We start from the raw sequence: 20,389 nt of genomic DNA on the forward strand, positions 1-20,389 counted from the left end.
TGGCCGGGGTCAGATGCCGAGGTCCTTGATGATCTTGGCGACGTGGCCGGTGGCCTTCACGTTGTACAGCGCCCGCTCGACCTTGCCCTCCTCGTCGACGACGACCGTCGAGCGGATGACGCCCGTGACCGTCTTGCCGTACAGCTTCTTCTCGCCGAAGGCGCCGTACGCCTCCAGGACCGTCTTCTCCGGGTCGCCGACCAGCGTGACCTTGAGGGACTCCTGCTCGCGGAACTTCGCGAGCTTCGCCGGCTTGTCCGGGGACACGCCGATGACGTCGTAGCCGGCGCCGGCCAGCAGGTCGAGGTTGTCGGTGAAGTCGCAGGCCTGCTTCGTGCAGCCCGGGGTGAGCGCGGCCGGGTAGAAGTAGACGATCACCTTCCGGCCCTTGTGGTCCGCGAGCGAGACCTCGTTGCCGTCCGCGTCGGGCAGCGTGAAGGCGGGGGCGGTGTCACCGGGCTGAAGTCGCTCGCTCATGGCTCTCCTCGGAGTATGTACGCGTACACGACCGAGCCTAATGGGGGCCTGGGACGGACCAGGGGCCGCGAAGCTGAGAGACTGTCCGTCAACGACCGATTACGACTACGGAGGCAGCGCGGTGTCGGACGCCAGGACCCCTGCGCAGATCGAGGCGGACATCGTCCGCCGGCGCGACCAGCTTGCCGTCACTCTCGACGAGATCGGCATTCGGGTGCACCCGAAGACGATCATCGGCGACGCCAAGGCGAAGGTGACCTCCACGGTCGACCACACCGCCGGCCGCGCGTTCGCCGCCGTGAACCGGACGGTGTCCGGAGTGAAGGCCCGCTTCACCTACGAGGACGGTCAGCCGCGGCTGGAGCGGGTGGTGCCGGTGGCGCTGGTCGCCGTGGCACTCGTCGGCCTGCTCGCGGCCTCGTCCCGCAGGCACAAGGGATGACCCCTCCCGAGTACGGGCGACACGCCCGGGCGGGTAGGTTCGAGTCGTGAGCGAGAACACCCACGACAAGTTGCCCATCCGGATGCTCCATGACCGCGTCCTGGTCCGGACCGACTCTCCCGAGGGGGAGCGGCGGTCGGGCGGCGGCATCCTGATCCCGGCCACGGCCGCGGTCGGCCGCCGGCTGGCCTGGGCCGAGGTGGTCGCGGTCGGCCAGAACGTCCGTACGGTCGAGATCGGCGACCGGGTCCTGTACGACCCCGAGGACCGTGCCGAGGTCGAGGTGCGGGGCATCGCGTACGTCCTGATGCGGGAGCGCGACCTGCACGCGGTGGCCGCGGACCGGTTCGAGGGGTCCACGGACTCGACGGGCCTGTACCTGTAGGCCGGGCACCGCGGGCCGGCGTCCCGTCCGGGGGCCGGCTCCTCGCGGGCCGGTGCCGTGCGACCCGGGTCCTGCGGGGCCGGGGTCGGCTTCGCCGTAAGGCCTGGTGACCGTTGTCACCAGGCCTTTTGTCTGCTTCTTGCTAGGCTGGAGCCACCCGACGAGACGCGCCGTACCGGGCCTCGTGTGCTCTGTTCGCACGATACGCAAAGACGACGCACCCCTGTTGATACGTCTCGCGGAGGTTCGTCGTCATGGCCTGGGTCCTTCTCATCGTGGCCGGTCTGCTCGAGGTCGGCTGGTCGATCGGCATGAAGTACACCGACGGGTTCACGCGGCTGGGTCCCAGCCTGCTCACCGGCGCCGGGATCGTCGCCTCGATGGTGCTGCTGTCGCAGGCCGCCAAGACGCTGCCGATCGGTACGGCGTACGGCGTCTGGGTCGGTATCGGCGCGGCCGGTGCGGCGGTGCTCGGCATGGTGGTGCTGGGTGAGCCGGCGACCGCCGCCCGGATCTTCTTCGTCTGTCTGCTGCTGGTCGCCGTCGTGGGGCTGAAGGCGACCTCGGGACATTAGGTCCTGTCCGGGCGATCTTCTCGGGCCCGCGACGACGGCTGCGGCACCTCGCGGCGTTGTCGGAGTCGCCCGAGTACGCCCAGTACGAGGGCGATCCTCCGGCTTGCGATGCACCACATCCGACGCCGCGGCCGGTCCTCGAAGATCGCCCGGACAGGACCTAGGTCCGAACGGCTCCTCGGGCCTGCCCGGCCGGATGGTCCCGCCCGGTCGGGGGTTTCCGCGTGGTTCGGCCGTCACCCGCCCGGCGGTGCCGGGAGTGGGGGCGGTGGGGGTGCCTGGGGTGGCTGGAGCGTGTCCTGGGTGGAGCCGGCGGTGCGGGGCGGCCGGGTGTCCGTGTTCGTGGCGGGGGAGCCGGTCGTCCCGGTGCCGCCGCGGGTCCTGTCCGCCGGGCCGGCGCCGTCCTGGGTGCCCGGGTCGCGCGGGGGCTGACGGGGGCGTGCGGGGTGCGGCGGGCCCTGGGCCTGCTCGTCCGCCGCGCCCTCTTCCTCGTCCTCCGCGGGGTCGTCGGCCCGGCCGTCCGCGGGGTCGGGGCGCGTCGCGTCCGGGGCGGGCGGTTCCTCGGCGCCTTCGCCGAGTTGGAGCTCGAACTCCCTGGGTTCGGTGCCGGCCAGTGCCTCCCGGGTGAACTGGGCCCAGATCTCGGCGGGTGGGCCGCCGCCGTTGACGCGGGCCATGCCGAGTGCTCCGTACAGCGACTTCTGTTCGCCGGTGTCCGGGTCCTGGCCCATGATCGTGACGACGGTCGCCAGGTCGGGGGTGTACCCGGCGAACCAGGCGGCGCGGTCCTCCTCGGCGGTGCCGGTCTTGCCCGCGGCGGGGCGGCCGGCGGCGCGTGCCGCGGTCCCCGTGCCGGTCTCCACCACGCTGCGCAGGATCGCCGTCGTCGTGTCGGCGGCCTCGCGGGTGACGGCCTGGGTGCCCTCGGTGTCGGGCAGGTCGAGTTCGTGGCCGTTCCTGCTGATCGAGTCGACGAGGGTGTAGTCGCCGTGGCGGCCGTGGTTGGCGAGGGTGGCGTAGGCCTCGGCGAGGTCGAGGACGCTCGCGGTGGCGGGTCCCAGGGCGATGGAGGGGGAGGCGTTCAGGTCGGGTGTGGTGGCCGGCAGTCCGAGGGCGACGGCGGTGTCCCGGACTCTCCCGGGGCCGACGTCCACCGCCATCTGCGCGTACACGGCGTTCACCGACTGGTCGGTGGCGGTGCGGACGGTGATGTCGCCGTAGGAGGCGTCGTCCTCGTTGGCGGGGTCGTAGGGTTCGCCGGGCCAGCCGTCCACGAGGCGGCGGTTGGTGCCGTCGTAGTAGGTGTTCGGGGTGATCGGGCGGCCGTCCTGGGTCTGTGCGGCGGTCTCGACGGCCGCGGTGAAGACGAAGGGCTTGAAGGTGGAGCCGACCTGGTAGTCGCGGCGGGTGGCGTTGTTGACGTACTGGCGGGTGTAGTCGATGCCGCCGTAGAGGGCGAGGACGCGTCCGCTGGCCGGGTCGACGGCCGCTCCGCCGACGCGGACGTAGCGGTCGGTCGGGTTGCGTGCCGGGTCGAGCCGGGAGGTGACCTGTTCGTGGACGGCGGCGACGAAGGCGTCCTGCTTGGGCCGTTCCAGGGTGGTGGTGATCCGGTAGCCGCCGCCGGCCAGGGTCTTCTCGTCGATGGTGCGGGTGAGGTAGTCCTCGACGGCCTGGACGATGTAGCCGCGCTGGCCGGAGAGGCTGGTCGTGGGGCGGGCGGTGTGCGGGGTGGGGAAGGCGGCGGCGGTGCGGGCCGTGGGGCTCAGCCACTTCTCCTTGACCATGCCGTCCAGGACGTAGTTCCAGCGTGCGAGGGCCTTGGGCCGGTTCTCGGGGTGCGTGGCGATGTCGTAGGCGGTGGGGGCGTTGAGGAGTGAGGCGAGGTAGGCGCCTTCGGCGGTGTCGAGGGCGTGGGCGTCCTTGCCGTAGTAGGCGCGGGCGGCGGCCTGGATGCCGTAGGCGTTGCGGCCGAAGTAGCTGGTGTTGAGGTATCCCTCGAAGATCTCGTCCTTGCTCTTCTCGCGGTTGAGCTTGATGGCGATGAAGAACTCCTTGACCTTGCGGGTGACCGTCTGTTCCTGGCCGAGGTAGTAGTTCTTGACGTACTGCTGGGTCAGGGTGGAGCCGGACTGCTTGCCCTTGCCGTTGAGGGTGTTCCAGGCGGCGCGGACCATGGCTTTGGGGTCCACCGCCCGTTCGGAGTAGAAGTCGCGGTCCTCGGCGGCGAGTACGGCGTGCTGGACGCTGTGGGGGACCTGGTCCAGGCGGATGTTCTCGCGGTTGACCTCGCCGTCGCGGGCGATCTGGGTGCCGTCGCGGTAGAGGTAGATGTTGGACTGGGCGGTCGCGGCGGAGTTGGCGGGCGGGATGTGGACGAGCAGGTAGCCGGCGAGGAAGGCGCCGGTCAGCAGCAGGGTGCCGAGGAGGAACGTGCCGAGCAGGGTCCGCAGGACCCGTCGTCGCCGGGGTGGCCGGCGGGGCGGGGCCTTGGTGGCGGCCTTGGCCGGCGCTGTGGCGTGGGGGGGCCTGGTGGGGACCGTGGGGTCCTTTGGCTTCCAGCCGGGCCGCGGTGGCTGGCCGTCGCTCATGTGGGGAGCTCCCGTACCGGACGAAGGGGATGGCCTCCCCATACTGCACGCAACGTGACAGAAGCCAGGATTGCGACTCGAAAAGCACTCGCGGTGGCGGGGTGGGATCGCTAGGGTCGTGCGCTTTGGTGTCGCCGACGGGGCGTCAGGGAGGAGGCGGCATGCTGCGGCTGTACGCGACGGTCGCCCAGGGCGGGTTCCGGCGCCATGCCACGTACCGCTTGGCCACGGCGGCGGGGGTGTTCACCAACACCGTCTTCGGGATCGTCCTGTCGTACACCTACATCGCCCTGTGGGACGAGCGGCCGCATCTGGGCGGGTACGACATGGCCGAGGCGCTGGCCTACGTGTGGATCGGCCAGGGGCTGATCACGGTCTGCGGGCTGATGGGCGGCGGGTTCGAGGAGGAGCTGATCGAGCGGATCAGGACCGGGGACATCGCCGTCGACCTGTACCGTCCGGCAGATCTGCAGGCCTGGTGGTTCTCGGCCAACGCGGGCCGGGCGGCCTACCAGCTGCTCGGTCGGGGGGTGGCTCCGATGGTGGTGGGCGCGCTCGTGTTCGACATCGCTCTGCCGGAGCGTCCGGTGACCTGGATCGCCTTCGTGCTGGCCGTGGCGCTGGGCTCGGTCGTGAGCTTCGCGATCTGGTACCTGGTCGCGATGAGCGCCTTCTGGCTGATGGACGGTCAGGGGGTCGTGCAGGTGGTGTGGCTGGGCGGGCTGTTCTTCTCGGGGATGCTGCTGCCGCTGAACGTGTTCCCGGGGGCGCTGGGCGAGCTGGCCCGGACGCTGCCCTGGGCGTCGATGCTGCAGATCCCGGCGGACGTGTTCCTGGGGAAGTACGAGGGTCCGGAGCTGCTGGGGGCGTACGGCTTCCAGGCGGGCTGGGCGGTGGTGCTGCTGGCGGCCGGGCGGCTGGCGCAGCGGCTCGCGACGCGGAAGGTGGTGGTGCAGGGTGGCTGAGTCCCCGGCCCGTGGCGGGGCGGTGACCGGGTTCCCGGCCGGGGACCGCGGCCGGTGCGGGGTTCCGTGTGAGGAGGGGGCGGCCGTGTTCCCGCCTCGCGGTGGGGTCGTCGCCGAGTCGTGGCGTACGTACCGGATGGTCGCGGGGATGTGGATCCGGTCGACGACGACGTACCGTTCCTCGTTCGCGCTGACCCTGTTCAGCAGTTTCACGGTCACGCTGTTCGACTTCGTCGTCATCCTGCTGATGTTCGGCCAGGTGGAGGGGCTCGGCGGGTTCTCCTTCGGCGAGGTCGCCTTCCTGTACGGGACGACCGGTACGTCCTTCGGTCTCGCGGACCTGACGATGGGCTCGCTGCAGCGCATGGGCAAGCGGGTGCGCGACGGCTCGCTCGACACGTTCCTGATGCGGCCCGCGCCGGTGCTCGCGCAGGTCGCGGCGGACAAGTTCGCGCTGCGCCGGCTGGGCAGGGTGGCGCAGGGGGCGCTGGTGCTGGTCTGGTCGCTGGTGGTCCTGGACGTGGACTGGACGGCGGCGAAGGTGCTGCTGGTGCCGGCGATGGTGCTGTGCGGCACGGTGATCTTCTCGGCGGTGATGGTGGTGGGGGCGTCGGCGCTGTTCCTGGCGCAGGACGCGGCGGAGGTCACCAACTCCTTCACGTACGGGGGCAACACGCTCCTGCAGTACCCGCCGACGATCTTCGCGCAGGATCTGGTGAAGGGGGTGGTCTACGTCGTGCCGCTGGCGTTCGTGAACTGGCTGCCGGCGTTGTACGTCCTGGGGCGGCCGGCTCCGGCCGGGGTGCCCGGGTGGGCGGCGTTCCTGTCGCCGGTGGTCGCGGCCGTGTGCTGCGCCCTCGCGGGCCTGGCGTGGCGCGCGGGGCTTCGTTCGTACCGATCGACAGGGAGCTGAGGCATGGCCTTCATCGAGCTGGAGGACGTCGAGAAGGTCTTCACCGTCCGGCGCCGGGCGGGCCTGGTCCGCCGGGAGAAGCGGGAGGTGCGGGCGGTCGACGGGATCACCTTCGGGGTGGAGCGCGGGGAGATGGTCGGCTACATCGGGCCGAACGGTGCCGGCAAGTCGACGACGATCAAGATGCTGACCGGGATCCTGACGCCGAGCGGGGGCCGGCTGCGGGTCGCCGGGATCGATCCGTCGCGGGAGCGGACCCGGCTGGCGCAGCGTATCGGGGTGGTGTTCGGGCAGCGGACGACGCTGTGGTGGGATCTGCCGCTGCGGGATTCCTACCGTCTGGTGCACCGGATGTACCGGATCCCGGACGACCGTTTCGCCGCGAACCTGGGGCGGTGCGTGGAGCTGCTGGAGCTGGGCGAGCTGCTGGACGTGCCGGTGCGGCAGCTGTCGCTGGGGCAGCGGATGCGGGGCGACATCGCGGCGGCCCTGCTGCACGATCCGGACGTGCTGTACCTGGACGAGCCGACGATCGGCCTCGACGTGGTGTCGAAGGCGCGGGTACGGGAGTTCCTGCGCGAGCTGAACGCCTCGCGGGGGACGACGGTCCTGCTGACCACCCACGATCTGACGGACATCGAGCAGCTGTGCAAGCGGGTGATGGTGATCGACCACGGGCGGCTGATGTACGACGGGACGCTGGCCGGGCTGCACGCGGTGGGGGAGGGCGAGCGGCTGCTCGTGGTGGACCTGGAGCGGGAGTCGGCGCCGATCGAGGTGGCGGGGGCGCGGTTCGTCCGCGCGGAGGGCCCGCGGCAGGTCCTGGCGTTCCCGTCGTCGGCGTCGGCGGCGCCGATCGTGGCGGCGGTGGCGGCGGCGTATCCGTTGGTGGACCTGTCGGTGCGGGAGCCGGACATCGAGGCCGTGATCGCGAAGATGTACGGGGAGGGCGGCGGGGCACGGGAACTCGGGGTGCGCGCGGGGAGTCCCTGATGTAGGGAGGTCAGGTGATGAGCGAGACGAGGACCGAGGCGGGGGACGGGCCGCCGGGCGCGGCCGGCGGCGATGGCGGGCCGGCGGGCGCCTCCGTGTCGCGGAGGCCGCTGGCGGCGTTCGCGTACACGGCGGCGGACGCGGAGAAGAGTCGCGGCGTCCGCCGGATGAAGACGTTCGCGACCGGGCTGCTGCTGTTCGTGGCCGTCGTCTACGTCCTGGCGACCTGGGCGAAGAACGAGGGCTGGGGCGCCTGGACCGGGTACGTGGCGGCGGCGGCGGAGGCGGGCATGGTGGGCGCGCTCGCCGACTGGTTCGCGGTGACGGCGCTCTTCCGGCGTCCGCTGGGTCTGCCGATCCCGCACACCGCGATCATCCCGACGAAGAAGGACCAGCTGGGTGCTTCTCTCGGGTCGTTCGTGGGCGAGAACTTCCTGTCGGCGGACGTCGTCCGCGGCCGGCTGCACGGTCTGGGTGTCGCCGGCCGGCTGGGTGCCTGGCTGGCGGAGCCGGCGCACGCGGACCGGGTGACGAGGGAGCTGGCGACGGCGCTGCGCGGCGCGCTGACGGTGCTGCGGGACGCCGACGTGCAGGCGGTCGTCGGCGAGGCGATCACCCGGCGGGCGGAGGCGGCGGAGATCGCGCCGGGCCTCGGCAAGACGCTGGAGCGGATCGTCGCCGACGGTTCGCACCGCCGGGCGGTGGACCTGGTGTGCGCGAAGGCGTACGACTGGCTGGTGTTCCACGGGGACTCGGTGATGGACGCGGTCCAGGGCGGGGCGCCGGGCTGGACGCCGCGTTTCGTGGACCGCCGGGTGGGCGAGCGGGTCTACAGGGAGCTGCTCCGTTTCGTGACGGAGATGCGGGACATGCCGGGCCATCCGGCGCGGGCCGCGATCGACCGTTTCCTGAGGGACTTCGCCGCGGACCTCCAGGCGGACACGGACACGCGGGCGCGGGTGGAGCGCCTGAAGTCGGAGCTGCTGGCCCGGCCGGAGATCCAGGACGTCATCGCCTCGGCCTGGTCGTCCGTGCGCGGTCTGATCATCGCGGCGGCCGAGGACGACCGGAGCCAGCTGCGGCTGCGGGCCCGGGCCTCGCTGATGTCCCTGGGCGGCCGGCTGGTGACGGACGGCCGCCTCCAGGCGAAGGTGGAGGGCTGGGCGGAGGACGCGGCGGCCTATGTGGTCACCACGTACCGGGGTGAGATCACGTCCCTGATCAGCGACACGGTCGCCAGCTGGGACGCGACGCAGACCTCCCGGAAGATCGAGGCGAACATCGGCCGGGACCTGCAGTTCATCCGGATCAACGGCACGGTGGTCGGCGCGCTGGCGGGTCTGCTGATCTACACGGTGAGCCACGCGCTGGGCGGGTGAGTTCCGGCTCACCCGCCCGGCGACTGTGGGGAGGTGCCGTCCAGTACGGACGCGGGGTCCGGGGCGTTCAGCCGGGCGCCCGGTCTTTTTCCTCGGGGGGTGCGGCGGGCGGCCGCGGGCGGCTCTGCGGGGGTCCGGCGGGAGGTGGCTGGAGGCCCTGCGGGGTTCCGGCCGGAGGTTCCGGGGGTGGTGGGGCCGGGAGGCCCTCCGGGGTCCCGCGGGCGGTTGGCCGGGAGGCCCTTCGGGGTCCCGCGGGCGGTCAGCGCCGGCCGCGGGTGGCGCCGACGGAGGCGGCGGCGACGGCCCCGGCCACGCCGAACACGGCGGGCCAGGCGCCGACCTTCTTGGCGAGCGGATGGGAGCCGGCGAAGGCGGCGACGTAGGCGACGGTCAGGGCGGCCGCGGTCCGGCCCCCGGCGACCTGCCGCCACTCCCGCGCGGCGACGGCCCCGGCCCCGGCGAGGACGACACCTCCGAGGGGCCGCTTCCCGGTGTACCGGGCGACGGCGTAACCACCGACGAGGCCACTCGCCGCCACGACCGCCGCAGGAATCCTCGCCATGACGCCGTCCCTCTTCCTCATACGCTCGAACCGGTCCCGGCCACGCTACGCCCGCGGGTCGCCGTGACCGCGGGCGGGCTGCCGGAAGACGCGGGGGAGGGAGCCTGGGGGCACCGCGCCCGACGTCAGTCCTCCTCGCCCCCGTGGCACTCCCCGTACCCGCGCCCCGAGCCGCACCAGCAGGCCGCTCCGGTGGACGGGGGCCAGGCCGTCGCGCGGCCGCGGGCCGCGAGCGTCGTGGCGTACTGGGGGAGCAGGTCCGCGTTCGCCGGGGAGGAGGCCTCCGAGGCGGCGAAGGCCTCGTACGAGGGGACCGTCGCCGGGACGATGCCGAGGTTCGGGGTGCCCGCCGCGGCGAGTTCGCGCAGGGACGCCTCGATGTCCGTCAGGTGGGCGCGGTACGTGGGGTACTCGGCCTCCAGCTCCGGGTAGGCCGCGAGCAGTTCGTCGAGCTCCGCCTCCGGCCAGTGCAGCACGGCCACCGGGAACGGGCGGGACAACGCCGTGCGGTAGGAGCCCAGTTCGCTGCGGAGGCGGGCGATCTCGGCCTGGAGTTCGGCCGGGTCGGAGGAGCCCAGCGACCACAGGCGCTTCGGGTCGTGGAGTTCGTCCAGGGCCACGTCCGCCGTGTGCAGGGTGTCCGCCAGGGTGTCCCAGTCGTCGTGCGGCAGCGCCAGCATCCGGCGGACCCGGTGGCGGGACAGCAGCAGCGACTGGGTGGCGTACGGGAGGGTGTCGCCCGCCGCGCCCGCCGGGGCCAGCAGCCGGGCGGCCTGGGTGAAGGTCGCCTCCGACTCCTCCAGCTCGTCGTGGGCCTCCAGCGTCTCGGCGACGATCTCCCACGGGGAGGCGTCCGGCGGCGCCGCGGCCCGGACGCCGTCGATGATCGCGCGCGCCTCCGCCTCGTGGCCGTACTCCCACAGGTTGGCCGCCTTCAGGGCGCGGATCAGGTGCGCGTCCTGCGGGGCCGACGACAGGAGCGAGTCGTACAGGCTGGTCGCCTGTCCGCGGTCGCCCGCCAGTTCCAGGTGGGCCGCCGCGCGGAGCAGCAGCGGCTCCCGGTCCTCGGGGTACTGCGCGGCGGTGCGCAGCAGACGCTCGGCTTCGGTGGCGTGGTCGGCAGACGTGTCGGGGCGCATGAACAACACCGTACTGCTGTACGGCCCTGGAGAGTTGGTGCCTCAGCGCTTATCGTGCCCCGCGTGCGGGACAGGGTGCCGGTCGTCGTCCAGGCGCGCGGGGTGCGGAGCGCGCCCGCCCGCGCCCTGTGGGTCTGTGCCGAGGCGATCGTCACCTGCGGTGTCGTCCTGTTGCTGCTGGTCGTGCACCAGTTGTGGTGGACCAACCGGGAGGCCCGAGCCGAGGCGGGGGAGCGGGTGCGGCTCCTGGAGCGGGAGTGGGCAGGGCCACAGTCCGCCGTTCCGTCGCCCGCCGGACCCGCGCCGACGGTCGGCCCGGACGCACCCGCCCCGGTGCCGGACGCTTCCGCCGCGCCCCCGGCGACCGCGCCGGCCTCCTCCGCCGCGTACGCCGTGCTCCGCATCCCCCGCATCGGCCTCAGTGCCCCGGTCGCCCGGGGCGTCGACAAGAAGGGGGTCCTCGACAAGGGGTACGTCGGCCACTACCCGCGTACGGCGGCCCCCGGCCGTCCCGGCAACTTCGCGCTCGCCGGGCACCGCAACACCCACGGCGAGCCCTTCCGGTACGTCAACCGGCTGGAGCGGGGCGACGAGATCACGGTGCGGACCCGCACCGCCACGTACACCTACCGGGTCGACCAGGTGCTGCCGCGCACCGCGCCGCGGGACACCGGGGTGATCGCGCCCGTGCCGCGTTCGCTGGTCAGGCCGTCGTACGGGTACTCCGCGCCGGGCTCCTACCTGACGCTCACGACCTGCACGCCGGAGTTCAGCTCGGCGTACCGGCTCGTCGTGTGGGCGAGGCTAGTCTCGTCGGAGTGATCAGACGCAGGCCCCAGCTGTTGTGGCTCCTCCTCCCGTACGTGTTCTTCGCACTGGCCCTCCCGCTGGTGAACCGGGTGCCGCTGCTGCCGCTCTGGCTGCTGGGCGCGACCGTCCTCACGCCCGTCGCCGTCGGCCTGGCCTGGCGCGGGGACCGGGCCCGGCGCGCGGGCGCGGCCGTCGAAGGGGAAGGGCGAGGGGGCCGGGAGCGGTGAACGCCGTCGTCGCCACCTCGGTCCTCGGGTTCTTCATGGCCCTGACCGTCGTCCTCGGTCTGCTCGCCGTGCGCCGCGGGAGCGGGGCGGGCGGCCTCGCCGAGTGGTCGGTGGGCGGGCGTTCCCTCGGCCCGGTCTTCATCTGGGTCCTGATGGCCGGCGAGGGCTACACGAGCTTCAGCTACCTCGGCGCCGCCGGCTGGGGCTACGACTACGGCGCCCCGGTGCTGTACGTCGTCGCCTACATGTCCTGCGGCTACGCCGTCGGGTACGTGGTGGGCCCGATGCTCTGGGGCTACGCCCGCAAGCACGGCCTCGTCGCCCTCACCGACACGGTCGCCCACCGCTACCGGCGGGCCTGGCCGGGCGCGGCCGTCGCCGTCCTGGCGACGATCTTCCTGCTGCCGTACATCCAGCTCCAGATCACCGGCATGGGCGTGGTCGTCTCGACCGTCTCGTACGGGACCATCCCGCTGAACGCGGCCTACGCGCTGGCCTTCGCCGTCACCACGGGCTTCGTCGTCGTCAGCGGGCTGCGGGGCAGCGCCTGGGTGTCCGTCCTCAAGGACGCCCTGGTGATCCTCACCCTGGGGTTCCTCGCCGTGTACGTCCCGCTGCACTACTTCGACGGCTTCGGGGGGTTCTTCACCCGGCTCGTCGAGGAGCGCCGGGAGTGGCTGGCGCTGCCGGGGCACGGCGGCGAGCGGAGCGGGTACGGGGTCGGCTGGTTCGCCTCCACCACCGTGCTCAACAGCCTCACGGTCGTCATCTTCCCCACGACGGTGGCCGGCTACCTGGGCGCCCGCGACGCCGACACCCTGCGCCGCAACGCCGTCTGGCTGCCGGCCTACAACGTCCTGCTGTTCGTCCCCATGCTGCTCGGCATGGCGGCCCTCTTCGTGGTGCCCGGCCTGGTCGGCGCCGAGTCGAACCTCGCGCTCTTCGAACTGGTCGTGGACGCCCTGCCCGCTTGGGCGGTCGGGATCGTCGGGGTCGCCGCCGCGCTCTCGTCCATCGTGCCGATGGCGGTGTTCATGCTGGTCATCGGCACGATGTGGGGGCGGAGCGTGCTCTCCCTGGTGCCCCGGCTGAGGGAGCGCGAGAAGGGGCTCTCGCAGCTCGTGGTGGTACTGGCCGGGGGGCTCGCGCTGGTGATGACGTACACCGCCCCGAACACCCTCGTCCGGCTCTCCCTCATCTCCTACGAGGGGATGGCCCAGCTCCTGCCACTGGTGCTGCTGGGGCTTCTGTGGCGAAAGCTGACGCTGGCGGCGGGGGTGAGCGGGCTCGTGGTCGGGGTGGGCGTCGTCTGCGTGCTCGTGTTCGGCGGGAACGACCCCGTGTGGGGGGTGAACGCCGGTCTGGTCGCCCTCGTCGCCAACCTCGTCGTGACGGTCGCCGTCACCCTGCTGGGACCGGCCGACCGTGACGAGCGGCCCGACGAGGACGTCCTCGGCCACGAGGAGTTCACCGACGCCGCGCTGCCCGGACCACCCCGAGCGTGACCGCAGCCAGAGCGCCTTGCGAAAAGCAGCGTGCTCGTCCCTCTCGAACCCGGTCGTGTATAACGGCTGGGAGGCTGCCGGAATCCCGGAGGCCCTGAGAAGCCCCGAGGAAGCCCCGGCACCAGGCCGTGGGCGCCGGCGGGCGAACCGAGAGGAGGCGGTGGTGGTCCGAGACGTGTTCCCGCGTGTCATCGCCCCGCTCTTCTTCCTGCTCGCCCTCGCCGACCTGCTCCTCTCCGACGGCGCGAGCGTCTCCGCCGCCGTCGCCCTCGCCGCGACCACCGTCGTCTGCGCCCTCATCGGCGCCTCCGTCGCGCCCGCCGTGCCGCCCACCCGGGTCCGCACGGCCCTGCGCGACCGCGAGCAACGCACCGCCTTCCTGCCCCAACGCGACCCCGACGCCTCGGGTCGCCGCAGGCCCCGGGCACCCGGCCGTCCCCTCCCGACGGCCGCGTAGAGGTACCCGCAACGCCCGAGTACCCCGCGGTTCCGTCATGCCGACCACGCTCCACGTCCCGGCACGACGAGAGACCCCCGGAGGGCTCCCATGTCCGTTTTCGCCACCCTGGTCGAGCAGCTCGCCGACCTGCTGCAGCCGCTCTTCGCCACCACGGCGACCGCCGCCGCGATCGTGCTCTTCACCGCACTCGTACGACTCGCGATCCACCCCCTCTCCCGGGCCGCCGCCCGCGGCCAGAAGGCCCGCACCCGGCTCGCCCCGCAGCTCGCCGAACTCCGCAAGAAGCACGCCAAGAACCCCGAGCGCCTGCAGAAGGCGATGATGGAGCTGCACGCCGAGGAGAAGGTCTCACCGCTCGCCGGCTGCCTGCCCAGCCTGCTCCAGATGCCGGCGTTCTTCCTGATGTACCACCTCTTCTCCAGCGGCCGGATGACCGGGCACACCCTCTTCGCCGCCCCGCTCGGCGACCACTGGGCCGACGCCCTCTCCCACGGCGGCGTCCTCGGCCCGGCCGGCCGGGTCTACCTCGTCCTCTTCGCGATCGTCGCGGCCGTGGCCACCTTCACCTTCCGCCGCACGAAGCGGCAGCTGGCGGCCGCGCCGCCGGCCGCCGACGCGCAGGCACCCGGCGCCGGGGCCATGGCGGCCATGTCCAAGGTGATGCCGCTGTTCTCCTTCTTCACCCTGATCTCGGTGGCCGTCATGCCGCTCGCCGCCGCCCTCTACATCGTCACCAGCACCACCTGGACCGCGGTCGAGCGGGCCTTCCTCTACCGCGACATGCCGGCCGCGGGGGCGCTCGCTACCGCCGCGTAAGGGTCCAGGTTGTGAACGGGGTATTGCGGACTGGTCGGAAGTCTTGGAGGATCGACCAATCCTCCGATGGCCGCACTCCATCGGCCGGGGCTCGTACGGGCCCGCTCCGGGCCCACCTCGACCACAGGGAGAAGACCATGAAGCTGCTGCGTGTCGGCCCGGCAGGCGCCGAGCGTCCTGCCCTGCTCGACCAGGACGGGACGCTGCGCGACCTGTCCGCGCTGGTCGGCGACATCGACGGGGGAGTGCTCGCCGACGGCGCGGCACTCGACCGGATCCGCGCCGCGGCCGGCGCAGGGGTGCTGCCCGCGCTCGACGCGACCGGGCTGCGCGTCGGCCCGCCGGTCGGCCGGATCGGCAAGGTCGTGTGCATCGGGCTGAACTACCACGGCCACGCAGCCGAGACCGGCGCGGCGACCCCGGCGGAGCCGGTCGTCTTCCTCAAGGCCGCCGACACGGTCGTCGGCCCGGACGACACCGTGCTCGTACCGCGCCGCAGCACGAAGACCGACTGGGAGGTGGAGCTGGCGATCGTCATCGGCCGCACCGCCCGCTACCTGGAGTCCGCCGAGCAGGCGCAGGCCCACATCGCCGGCTACGCGGTCGCCCACGACGTCTCCGAGCGCGAGTTCCAGATCGAGCGCGGCGGCACCTGGGACAAGGGCAAGAACTGCGAGACCTTCAACCCGCTCGGCCCCTGGCTCGTGACCGCCGACGAGGTGCCCGACCCCCAGGCCCTCGGCCTGCGGCTCTGGGTCAACGGCGAGCTGAAGCAGGACGGCAGCACCGCCGACCAGATCTTCCCGGTCGCGGAGGTCGTCCACTACGTCAGCCAGTTCATGACGCTCCACCCGGGAGACGTCATCAACACCGGCACCCCGGCGGGCGTCGCGATGGGACAGCCCGAACCCAAGCCGTACCTGCGGGCCGGCGACGTGGTGGAGCTGGAGATCGACGGCCTCGGACGCCAGCGTCAGGAACTCAAGGACGCCTGACCGGACGCGGATGCGCCCGCGCGTGAGCCGGGGGGCTCACGCGCGGTCCGGACAGCCGGTGTGCGCCGGGGGTGTTCGCGTTCACTCCGCGGCGGCGCCGCCGGCCGAGGCCCTGAGCCGCCCCAGCGCCTCGACCACGAGCGCGTGGTCCTCCGCCTGGGGCAGGCCCGAGACGGTGACCGAGCCGATCACGCCCGCGCCCTCGACCACGACCGGGCACGAACCGCCGTGGGCGGCGTACCGGTCGGGGTCCAGACGCGAGGACTGCTCGAACGTCGTGCCCTTGGCGCGGAACCGGGCGCCGACCAGGTACGAGCTCTCGCCGTACCGCTCGACGACCCGCCGCTTCCGGTCGATCCAGGCGTCGTTGTCCGCGCTCGACCCGGGCAGCGCGCAGTGGAACAGCTGCTGCGCGCCGCGCCTGATGTCGATGGCCACCGGCGCGCGCCGTTCGCGGGCCAAGCCGACCAGCAGCGTGCCGAGCGCCCAGGCGTCCTCGTACGTGAAGCGGGACAGGGTCAGGCCGGCCTCCAGCGCCTCCAGCTCGGCGACCTCGCTCATGCGCCGACCTCCACGGTGACGCCTTCGCGGGCGGACCGCTTCGCCGCCTCCAGGACGTCGAGGGCCGCGGCGGCCTCGTGCGCCGGGACCGGGTTGTCGCCCGTACCGCGCAGCGCGGCGGCGATGGCCGCGTAGTACGCCGGGTAGTCGCCCGGCAGGGTCTCGACCGGGGTGCCGCCGCCCGTCAGCGGGGACTCCCCGGCGCCGATCGTGCCCCACATCGACTCCGGTTCCAGACCCCAGGGCGCGCCCGGGACCGGACGCAGCCCCTCGCGCAGCGCCGCCTCCTGCGGGTCCAGGCCGTACTTCACGTAGCCGGCGCTCTCGCCCAGCACCCGGAAGCGCGGACCGAGCTGGGCGGTCGTGGCGCTCATGTACAGGTGGGAGCGGACCCCGTTCGCGTGCGTGATCGCGAGGAAGGTGTCGTCGTCGGTCTCGGCGCCGGGACGGCGGACGTCCGACTCGGCGTACACGCGCACGGCCGGTCCGAAGAGGACCAGGGCCTGGTCGACGACGTGGCTGCCGAGGTCGTAGAGCAGGCCGCCGATCTCCTCCGGCGAGCCGGACTCGCGCCAGCCGCCCTTGAGCTGGGGCCGCCAGCGCTCGAAACGCGACTCGAACCGCTGGACCCGGCCGAGGGCGTTCTCCGCGAGGAGCGCGCGCAGGGTGCGGAAGTCGTTGTCCCAGCGACGGTTCTGGAAGACCGAGAGCAGCAGGCCCCGCTCCTCGGCGAGCGCGGCGAGCGCGCGCGCCTCCGCGGCGGTGCCGGCGACCGGCTTGTCCACGACGACGGGCAGGCCGGCTTCGAGGGCGGCGGTGGCGACCGGGACGTGGGTCTTGTTCGGGGAGGCGACGACGACCAGGTCGAGCTCCTCGGCCCGGGCCAGCAGGTCGTCGGGGGAGTCGGCGAACCGCACGCCGGGGTGCGCGGCGCGGGCCTGCTCCCGGCGCTCGGCGTTGCCGGTGGCGACCGTGTCGAGGACCAGGCCCTCGGTGGCGGCGATCAGCGGGGCGTGGAAGACGGAGCCCGCGAGGCCGTAGCCGACGAGTCCGACGCGGAGGGGGGTGCGGGGGTCGGTGCTGCCAGTCATGGACGCCACTTAAGCAACGCTGTTGCCAAAGTGCAAGCGCAGGAGACAATGGCGAGGTGAAGAACGACTTGGGTGGAGCGAACCTACCGGCGCTGCGCAGCCACAACGCGGCGCTGGTGCTCGATCTGCTGCGTGGCGCGGGGGAGGCGGGGATCAGCCGGCTGGAGCTGGCGGAGCGGACCGGGCTCACCCCGCAGGCGGTCAGCAAGATCACGGCGCGGCTGCGGGCGGAGGGCCTGGCCCGCGAGGCGGGCCGGCGCGCCTCGACCGGCGGCAAGCCCCGCACGGTGCTGCGGCTCGTCCCGTCGGCGGCGTACGCGGTGGGGCTGCACCTCGACCGCGACGAACTGACCTCCGTCCTCGTCGACCTCGCCGGCACGCCGGTCGTCACCCGCGACGCCCCGCTGGACCTGGGCGCGGGCGCCCCGGCCGTCCTGTCGGCGGCGGCACGGGAGGTACGGGAACTGCTGGCGGGAGCGGGACTCGCACCGGTACCGGGGGAGGGGGCCGGCGCACCGGGACCGGGCGGCGGGTCCGGCCCCGCGCCGGACGGCCCGGCCGCCGGCGCCGCCCGCGACACCGACGGCGACACCGACATCGCCCCCGCCCGCGACACCGACCCCGACGGCGACGCCCCTTCCGGCGGCCGGGCCGGGGGCGGTCCGTCCGTCGTGCTGGGGGTGGGGGTCGCCATGCCCGGTCCGCTCGATCACCCGGCCGGGGCGCCGGGCCGGATCACCGGCCATCCCGAATGGGACGGCTTCCCCGTCCGCGACGTACTGGCCCGCGAGCTCGGGCGGACCGTCGTCCTCGACAAGGACACGAACGCCGCCGCGCTCGGGCTCGCCCTGCGGTCGCCCGCGGCGGACTCGTTCGCGTACGTCCATCTCGGTACCGGCCTCGGTGCCGGGCTCGTGCTGGACGGCCGCCTGCTGCGGGGGGCCAGGACGGGGGCGGGCGAGCTGGGGCACCAGACGGTGCAGCTCGACGGACCCCCGTGCGACTGCGGCGGGCACGGCTGCCTGGAGGTCCTGTGCCTGGCGGCCGTCGCCCGCGGTGACCTCGCCGAGGCGGCCCGGGTCCTGGGCACCGGCGCCGCCGGGCTCGTCCGGCTCCTCGACATCGACCGCGTCCTCCTGGGCGGTCGGGCCGTCCTCGCCGCCCCCGACACGTTCGAGCGCGGCACCCGCGCGGTCCTCGCGGCACTGGGCCTGCCCACCGAGGTCGCCGTCACCCCGTACGCCGTCGCCGAGGGCGCCGCCCAGCTGGTGCTGGCTCCCGTCTTCGGCAAGTAGCCCCGACGGGGGCGTGCCCGGCCACGGACCGAGCGGCCCCGACCGGGCCCCGTGCCCCGGCGTTCCGAAGCCGCCCCCGCCGGCCGAGGATGCCGAGGCGTCGAAAATACGCTGATCAGGTGGAATGGCCGGGCCGTGCGAGGGGGTCCGCCGCGTCGCTCCCGTGCCCGCCCCGCGGCCCGTGGCAGCGTCGCGGCCGTCCCGTCCGCCCGCGAGCAGCAAAGGCACCCCGCCCATGCGACTGCGCAATGCCCTCGCCCTCGGCGTGACCGCTGCGACGGCCGGAACCGCCGTCCTCGCGCTCGCCGTCCTCCCCGCCGCGGCCGAGCCGGGCGCTGGCCCCGGTCCCAGCCCCCGATCCGACTCCGGCCCGGGTCCCGAAGCCGAACAGCGTGACCAGCCGCCCACCTGCGGCAAGGCCACCGACACCGAGTTCCCCCTCGACACCCGGATCCACGGCGGCCCCGCCGACTACGCCCCGGGTGGCGCCCCGGCCACCTGGAACATCGATCTCACCAACACCACGACGGAGGCCTGCGACGGCATCCATCCGGTCCTCGTCCTCGCCGACCGCCATCGGATGCTCCAACCCGCCCAGATCCGCCTCGACTTCTACGACGCGGCGGCCCGGCGCTGGCGGCCCGTCCCGTTCGAGGGGACCGAGGAGCACGAGAACATCGGCGTCCTCACCGGCTTCCCCGGCTTCGCCGTACCCGCAGGCGGCACCGTCACCGTGCCGGTCCGGCTCGCCTTCCGCGCCGACACCGCCCCCGACGAGGTCGTCGCCAACGCGGCGATCGTGCAACGCCGTGGCGACGACGGCGACTGGGTGGGCGAGTCCGAGGCCTACCGCCTCACCATCGACCCCGCCGCACCGTCCGCGGAACCCGGCCGCGCGGAACCCGGCACCCCCGTGCCCGCCCCGGCGACGGCCACCCCGTCCAGGGGTGCCGCCCGACCGTCGACCGCCCCGGGCGAACTCGCCCTGACCGGACGGGACGTCGTCGCCATCCTGGCCCCCGTGGCCGGCGCTCTCGTCCTCGGCGGCGCCGTCCTGGTGCTGGTGGCGCGCCGCGGCCGTCGCCCACGACGGGGCGTGCCCCGCCGCTGAGGAGGCCGCCCGCGGAGGGCCGGATCCTGCCGGCCCGAGGGGGACGGCCCCGTGCCGGGGGGAAGGCGGCCCCTGCCGCCCTCCGCCGCACCCGCGACGACCACCGGTACCGGATGATCGGCGGGGTCAGGATCAGGACATCCTGACTAGTCTGGGGACGTCGCCACAGCGCTGTCGCGGCGTTCCCAGCACCGCACGCATTCCGTACGGCAGGAGTTTCCCGCACATGGCAGAGCGCAAGCCGATCGAATCCTGGCTGACCGACATGGACGGCGTCCTCATCCACGAGGGTGTCCCGATCCCCGGCGCCGACGCGTTCATCAAGAGGCTGCGGGAGACCGGGAAGCCCTTCCTGGTCCTCACGAACAACTCGATCTACACCGCGCGCGACCTGCACGCCCGGCTGGCCCGCATGGGCCTGGACGTGCCCGTGGAGAACATCTGGACCTCCGCCCTCGCCACCGCGCAGTTCCTCGACGACCAGCGTCCCGGCGGCACGGCCTACGTCATCGGCGAGGCGGGGCTGACCACCGCCCTGCACGACATCGGTTACGTCCTGACCGACCACGACCCCGACTACGTCGTCCTCGGCGAGACCCGGACGTACTCCTTCGAGGCCATGACCAAGGCTGTCCGGCTGATCAACGCCGGCGCCCGGTTCATCTGCACCAACCCCGACGAGACCGGCCCCTCGCTGGAGGGACCGCTCCCCGCCACCGGCTCGGTCGCGGCCCTCATCACCAAGGCCACCGGCAAGGCCCCGTACTTCGCGGGCAAGCCGAACCCGCTGATGATGCGTACCGGACTCAACGCCATCGGCGCCCACTCCGAGTCCAGCGCCATGATCGGAGACCGGATGGACACCGACATCCTGGCCGGTCTGGAAGCGGGCATGCAGACCTTCCTGGTGCTCACCGGTCTGACGACCCAGGCCGAGGTGGACCGCTACCCGTTCCGGCCGTCCAAGATCGTCGACTCGATCGCGGACATCGTCGACCGCGTCTGACCGTCCGCCGGGGGAGCCGTCCATGGGCCGGAACCCCCTGTTCGGAGGCGTGCCGGGCCCCTGCGGATGCGAAAAGGCCGGAACCGGGTGA

Annotated in this window: 22 protein-coding genes and 1 riboswitch; of the genes, 16 read left to right on the forward strand and 6 right to left on the reverse strand. The window is 73.3% G+C overall.

Annotation, left to right across the window (positions count from 1 at the left end):
* Positions 1 to 9: 9 nt before the first annotated feature.
* Positions 10 to 477 (reverse strand): thioredoxin-dependent thiol peroxidase, encoded by a 468-nt coding sequence (gene bcp, locus ACE1OA_RS21705; protein ID WP_356604878.1) that lies wholly within the window; start codon positions 475 to 477, stop codon positions 10 to 12.
* A 121-nt stretch (positions 478 to 598) separates the two neighbouring features.
* On the opposite strand from bcp, the gene ACE1OA_RS21710 reads away from it, so the two are divergent.
* The 3 genes from ACE1OA_RS21710 (at position 599) to ACE1OA_RS21720 (ending at position 1,879) form a co-directional block, all read left to right on the forward strand.
* On the forward strand, positions 599 to 919 hold the full coding sequence (locus ACE1OA_RS21710; RefSeq protein WP_356604876.1) for a DUF3618 domain-containing protein: 321 nt from the start codon (positions 599 to 601) through the stop codon (positions 917 to 919).
* 46 nt (positions 920 to 965) lie between these two features.
* The gene (locus ACE1OA_RS21715) at positions 966 to 1,304 is read left to right on the forward strand and encodes a GroES family chaperonin (RefSeq protein WP_147978149.1); all 339 of its coding nucleotides are present in this window, start codon (positions 966 to 968) and stop codon (positions 1,302 to 1,304) included.
* Between the two features lie 129 nt (positions 1,305 to 1,433).
* Positions 1,434 to 1,526: riboswitch (guanidine-III (ykkC-III) riboswitch) on the forward strand.
* A 32-nt stretch (positions 1,527 to 1,558) separates the two neighbouring features.
* The gene (locus ACE1OA_RS21720; RefSeq protein ID WP_356604872.1) at positions 1,559 to 1,879 is read left to right on the forward strand and encodes a DMT family transporter; all 321 of its coding nucleotides are present in this window, start codon (positions 1,559 to 1,561) and stop codon (positions 1,877 to 1,879) included.
* 236 nt (positions 1,880 to 2,115) lie between these two features.
* Here the strand turns inward: ACE1OA_RS21720 and ACE1OA_RS21725 are convergent, their stop codons facing one another.
* Positions 2,116 to 4,470: a transglycosylase domain-containing protein gene (locus tag ACE1OA_RS21725; protein ID WP_432753241.1), complete on the reverse strand. Its 2,355-nt coding sequence runs from the start codon at positions 4,468 to 4,470 to the stop codon at positions 2,116 to 2,118.
* A 164-nt stretch (positions 4,471 to 4,634) separates the two neighbouring features.
* Here ACE1OA_RS21725 and ACE1OA_RS21730 point away from each other — a divergent pair, with 164 nt between their 5' ends.
* The 4 genes from ACE1OA_RS21730 to ACE1OA_RS21745 all read left to right on the forward strand — a co-directional run bounded on the left by ACE1OA_RS21730 (position 4,635) and on the right by ACE1OA_RS21745 (position 8,720).
* Positions 4,635 to 5,435: an ABC transporter permease gene (locus ACE1OA_RS21730; RefSeq protein WP_356599195.1), complete on the forward strand. Its 801-nt coding sequence runs from the start codon at positions 4,635 to 4,637 to the stop codon at positions 5,433 to 5,435.
* A 136-nt stretch (positions 5,436 to 5,571) separates the two neighbouring features.
* Positions 5,572 to 6,348: an ABC transporter permease gene (locus ACE1OA_RS21735; protein WP_361310711.1), complete on the forward strand. Its 777-nt coding sequence runs from the start codon at positions 5,572 to 5,574 to the stop codon at positions 6,346 to 6,348.
* A gap of 3 nt (positions 6,349 to 6,351) precedes the next feature.
* Positions 6,352 to 7,341, forward strand: a complete 990-nt coding sequence (locus ACE1OA_RS21740; RefSeq protein ID WP_356599148.1) for an ABC transporter ATP-binding protein — start codon at positions 6,352 to 6,354, stop codon at positions 7,339 to 7,341.
* Positions 7,342 to 7,358: 17 nt separating this feature from the next.
* Complete coding sequence (locus tag ACE1OA_RS21745) at positions 7,359 to 8,720, forward strand: DUF445 domain-containing protein (RefSeq protein WP_432753242.1); 1,362 nt, start codon at positions 7,359 to 7,361, stop codon at positions 8,718 to 8,720.
* A 259-nt stretch (positions 8,721 to 8,979) separates the two neighbouring features.
* On the opposite strand, the gene ACE1OA_RS21750 is transcribed toward ACE1OA_RS21745, so the two are convergent.
* Positions 8,980 to 9,282 (reverse strand): hypothetical protein, encoded by a 303-nt coding sequence (locus tag ACE1OA_RS21750; protein WP_361310608.1) that lies wholly within the window; start codon positions 9,280 to 9,282, stop codon positions 8,980 to 8,982.
* Between the two features lie 125 nt (positions 9,283 to 9,407).
* Entirely contained in the window at positions 9,408 to 10,421 is a 1,014-nt protein-coding gene (locus ACE1OA_RS21755) for an SEC-C domain-containing protein (protein WP_356775865.1), read from the reverse strand.
* Between the two features lie 63 nt (positions 10,422 to 10,484).
* Here ACE1OA_RS21755 and ACE1OA_RS21760 point away from each other — a divergent pair, with 63 nt between their 5' ends.
* The 6 genes from ACE1OA_RS21760 (at position 10,485) to ACE1OA_RS21785 (ending at position 15,234) form a co-directional block, all read left to right on the forward strand.
* Positions 10,485 to 11,243 (forward strand): class E sortase, encoded by a 759-nt coding sequence (locus ACE1OA_RS21760; protein WP_356775867.1) that lies wholly within the window; start codon positions 10,485 to 10,487, stop codon positions 11,241 to 11,243.
* A complete protein-coding gene (locus ACE1OA_RS21765) occupies positions 11,240 to 11,458 on the forward strand; it encodes a hypothetical protein (RefSeq protein ID WP_432753243.1) in 219 nt (72 codons plus the stop codon). The genes ACE1OA_RS21760 and ACE1OA_RS21765 overlap by 4 nt, the downstream gene beginning before the upstream one ends.
* Positions 11,455 to 12,963: a sodium:solute symporter family protein gene (locus ACE1OA_RS21770; RefSeq protein WP_432753244.1), complete on the forward strand. Its 1,509-nt coding sequence runs from the start codon at positions 11,455 to 11,457 to the stop codon at positions 12,961 to 12,963. Before ACE1OA_RS21765 ends, ACE1OA_RS21770 begins: the two co-directional genes overlap by 4 nt.
* A gap of 163 nt (positions 12,964 to 13,126) precedes the next feature.
* Positions 13,127 to 13,420, forward strand: a complete 294-nt coding sequence (locus ACE1OA_RS21775; RefSeq protein WP_356599136.1) for a DUF6412 domain-containing protein — start codon at positions 13,127 to 13,129, stop codon at positions 13,418 to 13,420.
* Between the two features lie 90 nt (positions 13,421 to 13,510).
* Positions 13,511 to 14,239 carry a YidC/Oxa1 family membrane protein insertase gene (locus ACE1OA_RS21780; protein ID WP_356775871.1) on the forward strand — a complete coding sequence of 243 codons (729 nt, stop codon included), beginning with the start codon at positions 13,511 to 13,513 and terminating at the stop codon, positions 14,237 to 14,239.
* Positions 14,240 to 14,376: 137 nt separating this feature from the next.
* Entirely contained in the window at positions 14,377 to 15,234 is an 858-nt protein-coding gene (locus ACE1OA_RS21785; protein WP_356599132.1) for a fumarylacetoacetate hydrolase family protein, read from the forward strand.
* 81 nt (positions 15,235 to 15,315) lie between these two features.
* Here the strand turns inward: ACE1OA_RS21785 and ACE1OA_RS21790 are convergent, their stop codons facing one another.
* Both ACE1OA_RS21790 and ACE1OA_RS21795 read right to left on the reverse strand, forming a co-directional pair.
* Entirely contained in the window at positions 15,316 to 15,795 is a 480-nt protein-coding gene (locus tag ACE1OA_RS21790; RefSeq protein WP_356775875.1) for a heme-degrading domain-containing protein, read from the reverse strand.
* Positions 15,792 to 16,886 carry a Gfo/Idh/MocA family oxidoreductase gene (locus ACE1OA_RS21795; protein WP_356599128.1) on the reverse strand — a complete coding sequence of 365 codons (1,095 nt, stop codon included), beginning with the start codon at positions 16,884 to 16,886 and terminating at the stop codon, positions 15,792 to 15,794. The genes ACE1OA_RS21790 and ACE1OA_RS21795 overlap by 4 nt, the downstream gene beginning before the upstream one ends.
* 56 nt (positions 16,887 to 16,942) lie before the next feature.
* Between ACE1OA_RS21795 and ACE1OA_RS21800 the strand changes: the two genes are divergently transcribed.
* The 3 genes from ACE1OA_RS21800 to ACE1OA_RS21810 all read left to right on the forward strand — a co-directional run bounded on the left by ACE1OA_RS21800 (position 16,943) and on the right by ACE1OA_RS21810 (position 20,298).
* A complete protein-coding gene (locus ACE1OA_RS21800; RefSeq protein ID WP_432753245.1) occupies positions 16,943 to 18,181 on the forward strand; it encodes an ROK family transcriptional regulator in 1,239 nt (412 codons plus the stop codon).
* A gap of 235 nt (positions 18,182 to 18,416) precedes the next feature.
* Complete coding sequence (locus ACE1OA_RS21805; RefSeq protein WP_356599124.1) at positions 18,417 to 19,292, forward strand: hypothetical protein; 876 nt, start codon at positions 18,417 to 18,419, stop codon at positions 19,290 to 19,292.
* A gap of 226 nt (positions 19,293 to 19,518) precedes the next feature.
* The gene (locus ACE1OA_RS21810) at positions 19,519 to 20,298 is read left to right on the forward strand and encodes an HAD-IIA family hydrolase (RefSeq protein ID WP_386540432.1); all 780 of its coding nucleotides are present in this window, start codon (positions 19,519 to 19,521) and stop codon (positions 20,296 to 20,298) included.
* Positions 20,299 to 20,389 lie beyond the last annotated feature (91 nt).

Source organism: Streptomyces sp. JL2001, from assembly GCF_050917515.1.
Taxonomy (GTDB): Bacteria; Actinomycetota; Actinomycetes; order Streptomycetales; family Streptomycetaceae; genus Streptomyces.

Coding starts and splice junctions, on each gene's coding strand:
- ACE1OA_RS21740 (WP_356599148.1), top strand. CDS start 6,352: ATGGCCTTCATCGAGCTGGAGGACGTCGAGAAGGTCTTCACCGTCCGG.
- ACE1OA_RS21780 (WP_356775871.1), top strand. CDS start 13,511: ATGTCCGTTTTCGCCACCCTGGTCGAGCAGCTCGCCGACCTGCTGCAG.
- ACE1OA_RS21755 (WP_356775865.1), bottom strand. CDS start 10,421: ATGCGCCCCGACACGTCTGCCGACCACGCCACCGAAGCCGAGCGTCTG.
- bcp (WP_356604878.1), bottom strand. CDS start 477: ATGAGCGAGCGACTTCAGCCCGGTGACACCGCCCCCGCCTTCACGCTG.
- ACE1OA_RS21810 (WP_386540432.1), top strand. CDS start 19,519: ATGGCAGAGCGCAAGCCGATCGAATCCTGGCTGACCGACATGGACGGC.
- ACE1OA_RS21735 (WP_361310711.1), top strand. CDS start 5,572: ATGGTCGCGGGGATGTGGATCCGGTCGACGACGACGTACCGTTCCTCG.
- ACE1OA_RS21785 (WP_356599132.1), top strand. CDS start 14,377: ATGAAGCTGCTGCGTGTCGGCCCGGCAGGCGCCGAGCGTCCTGCCCTG.
- ACE1OA_RS21795 (WP_356599128.1), bottom strand. CDS start 16,886: ATGACTGGCAGCACCGACCCCCGCACCCCCCTCCGCGTCGGACTCGTC.
- ACE1OA_RS21805 (WP_356599124.1), top strand. CDS start 18,417: ATGCGACTGCGCAATGCCCTCGCCCTCGGCGTGACCGCTGCGACGGCC.
- ACE1OA_RS21790 (WP_356775875.1), bottom strand. CDS start 15,795: ATGAGCGAGGTCGCCGAGCTGGAGGCGCTGGAGGCCGGCCTGACCCTG.
- ACE1OA_RS21750 (WP_361310608.1), bottom strand. CDS start 9,282: ATGGCGAGGATTCCTGCGGCGGTCGTGGCGGCGAGTGGCCTCGTCGGT.
- ACE1OA_RS21720 (WP_356604872.1), top strand. CDS start 1,559: ATGGCCTGGGTCCTTCTCATCGTGGCCGGTCTGCTCGAGGTCGGCTGG.
- ACE1OA_RS21745 (WP_432753242.1), top strand. CDS start 7,359: ATGAGCGAGACGAGGACCGAGGCGGGGGACGGGCCGCCGGGCGCGGCC.
- ACE1OA_RS21725 (WP_432753241.1), bottom strand. CDS start 4,470: ATGAGCGACGGCCAGCCACCGCGGCCCGGCTGGAAGCCAAAGGACCCC.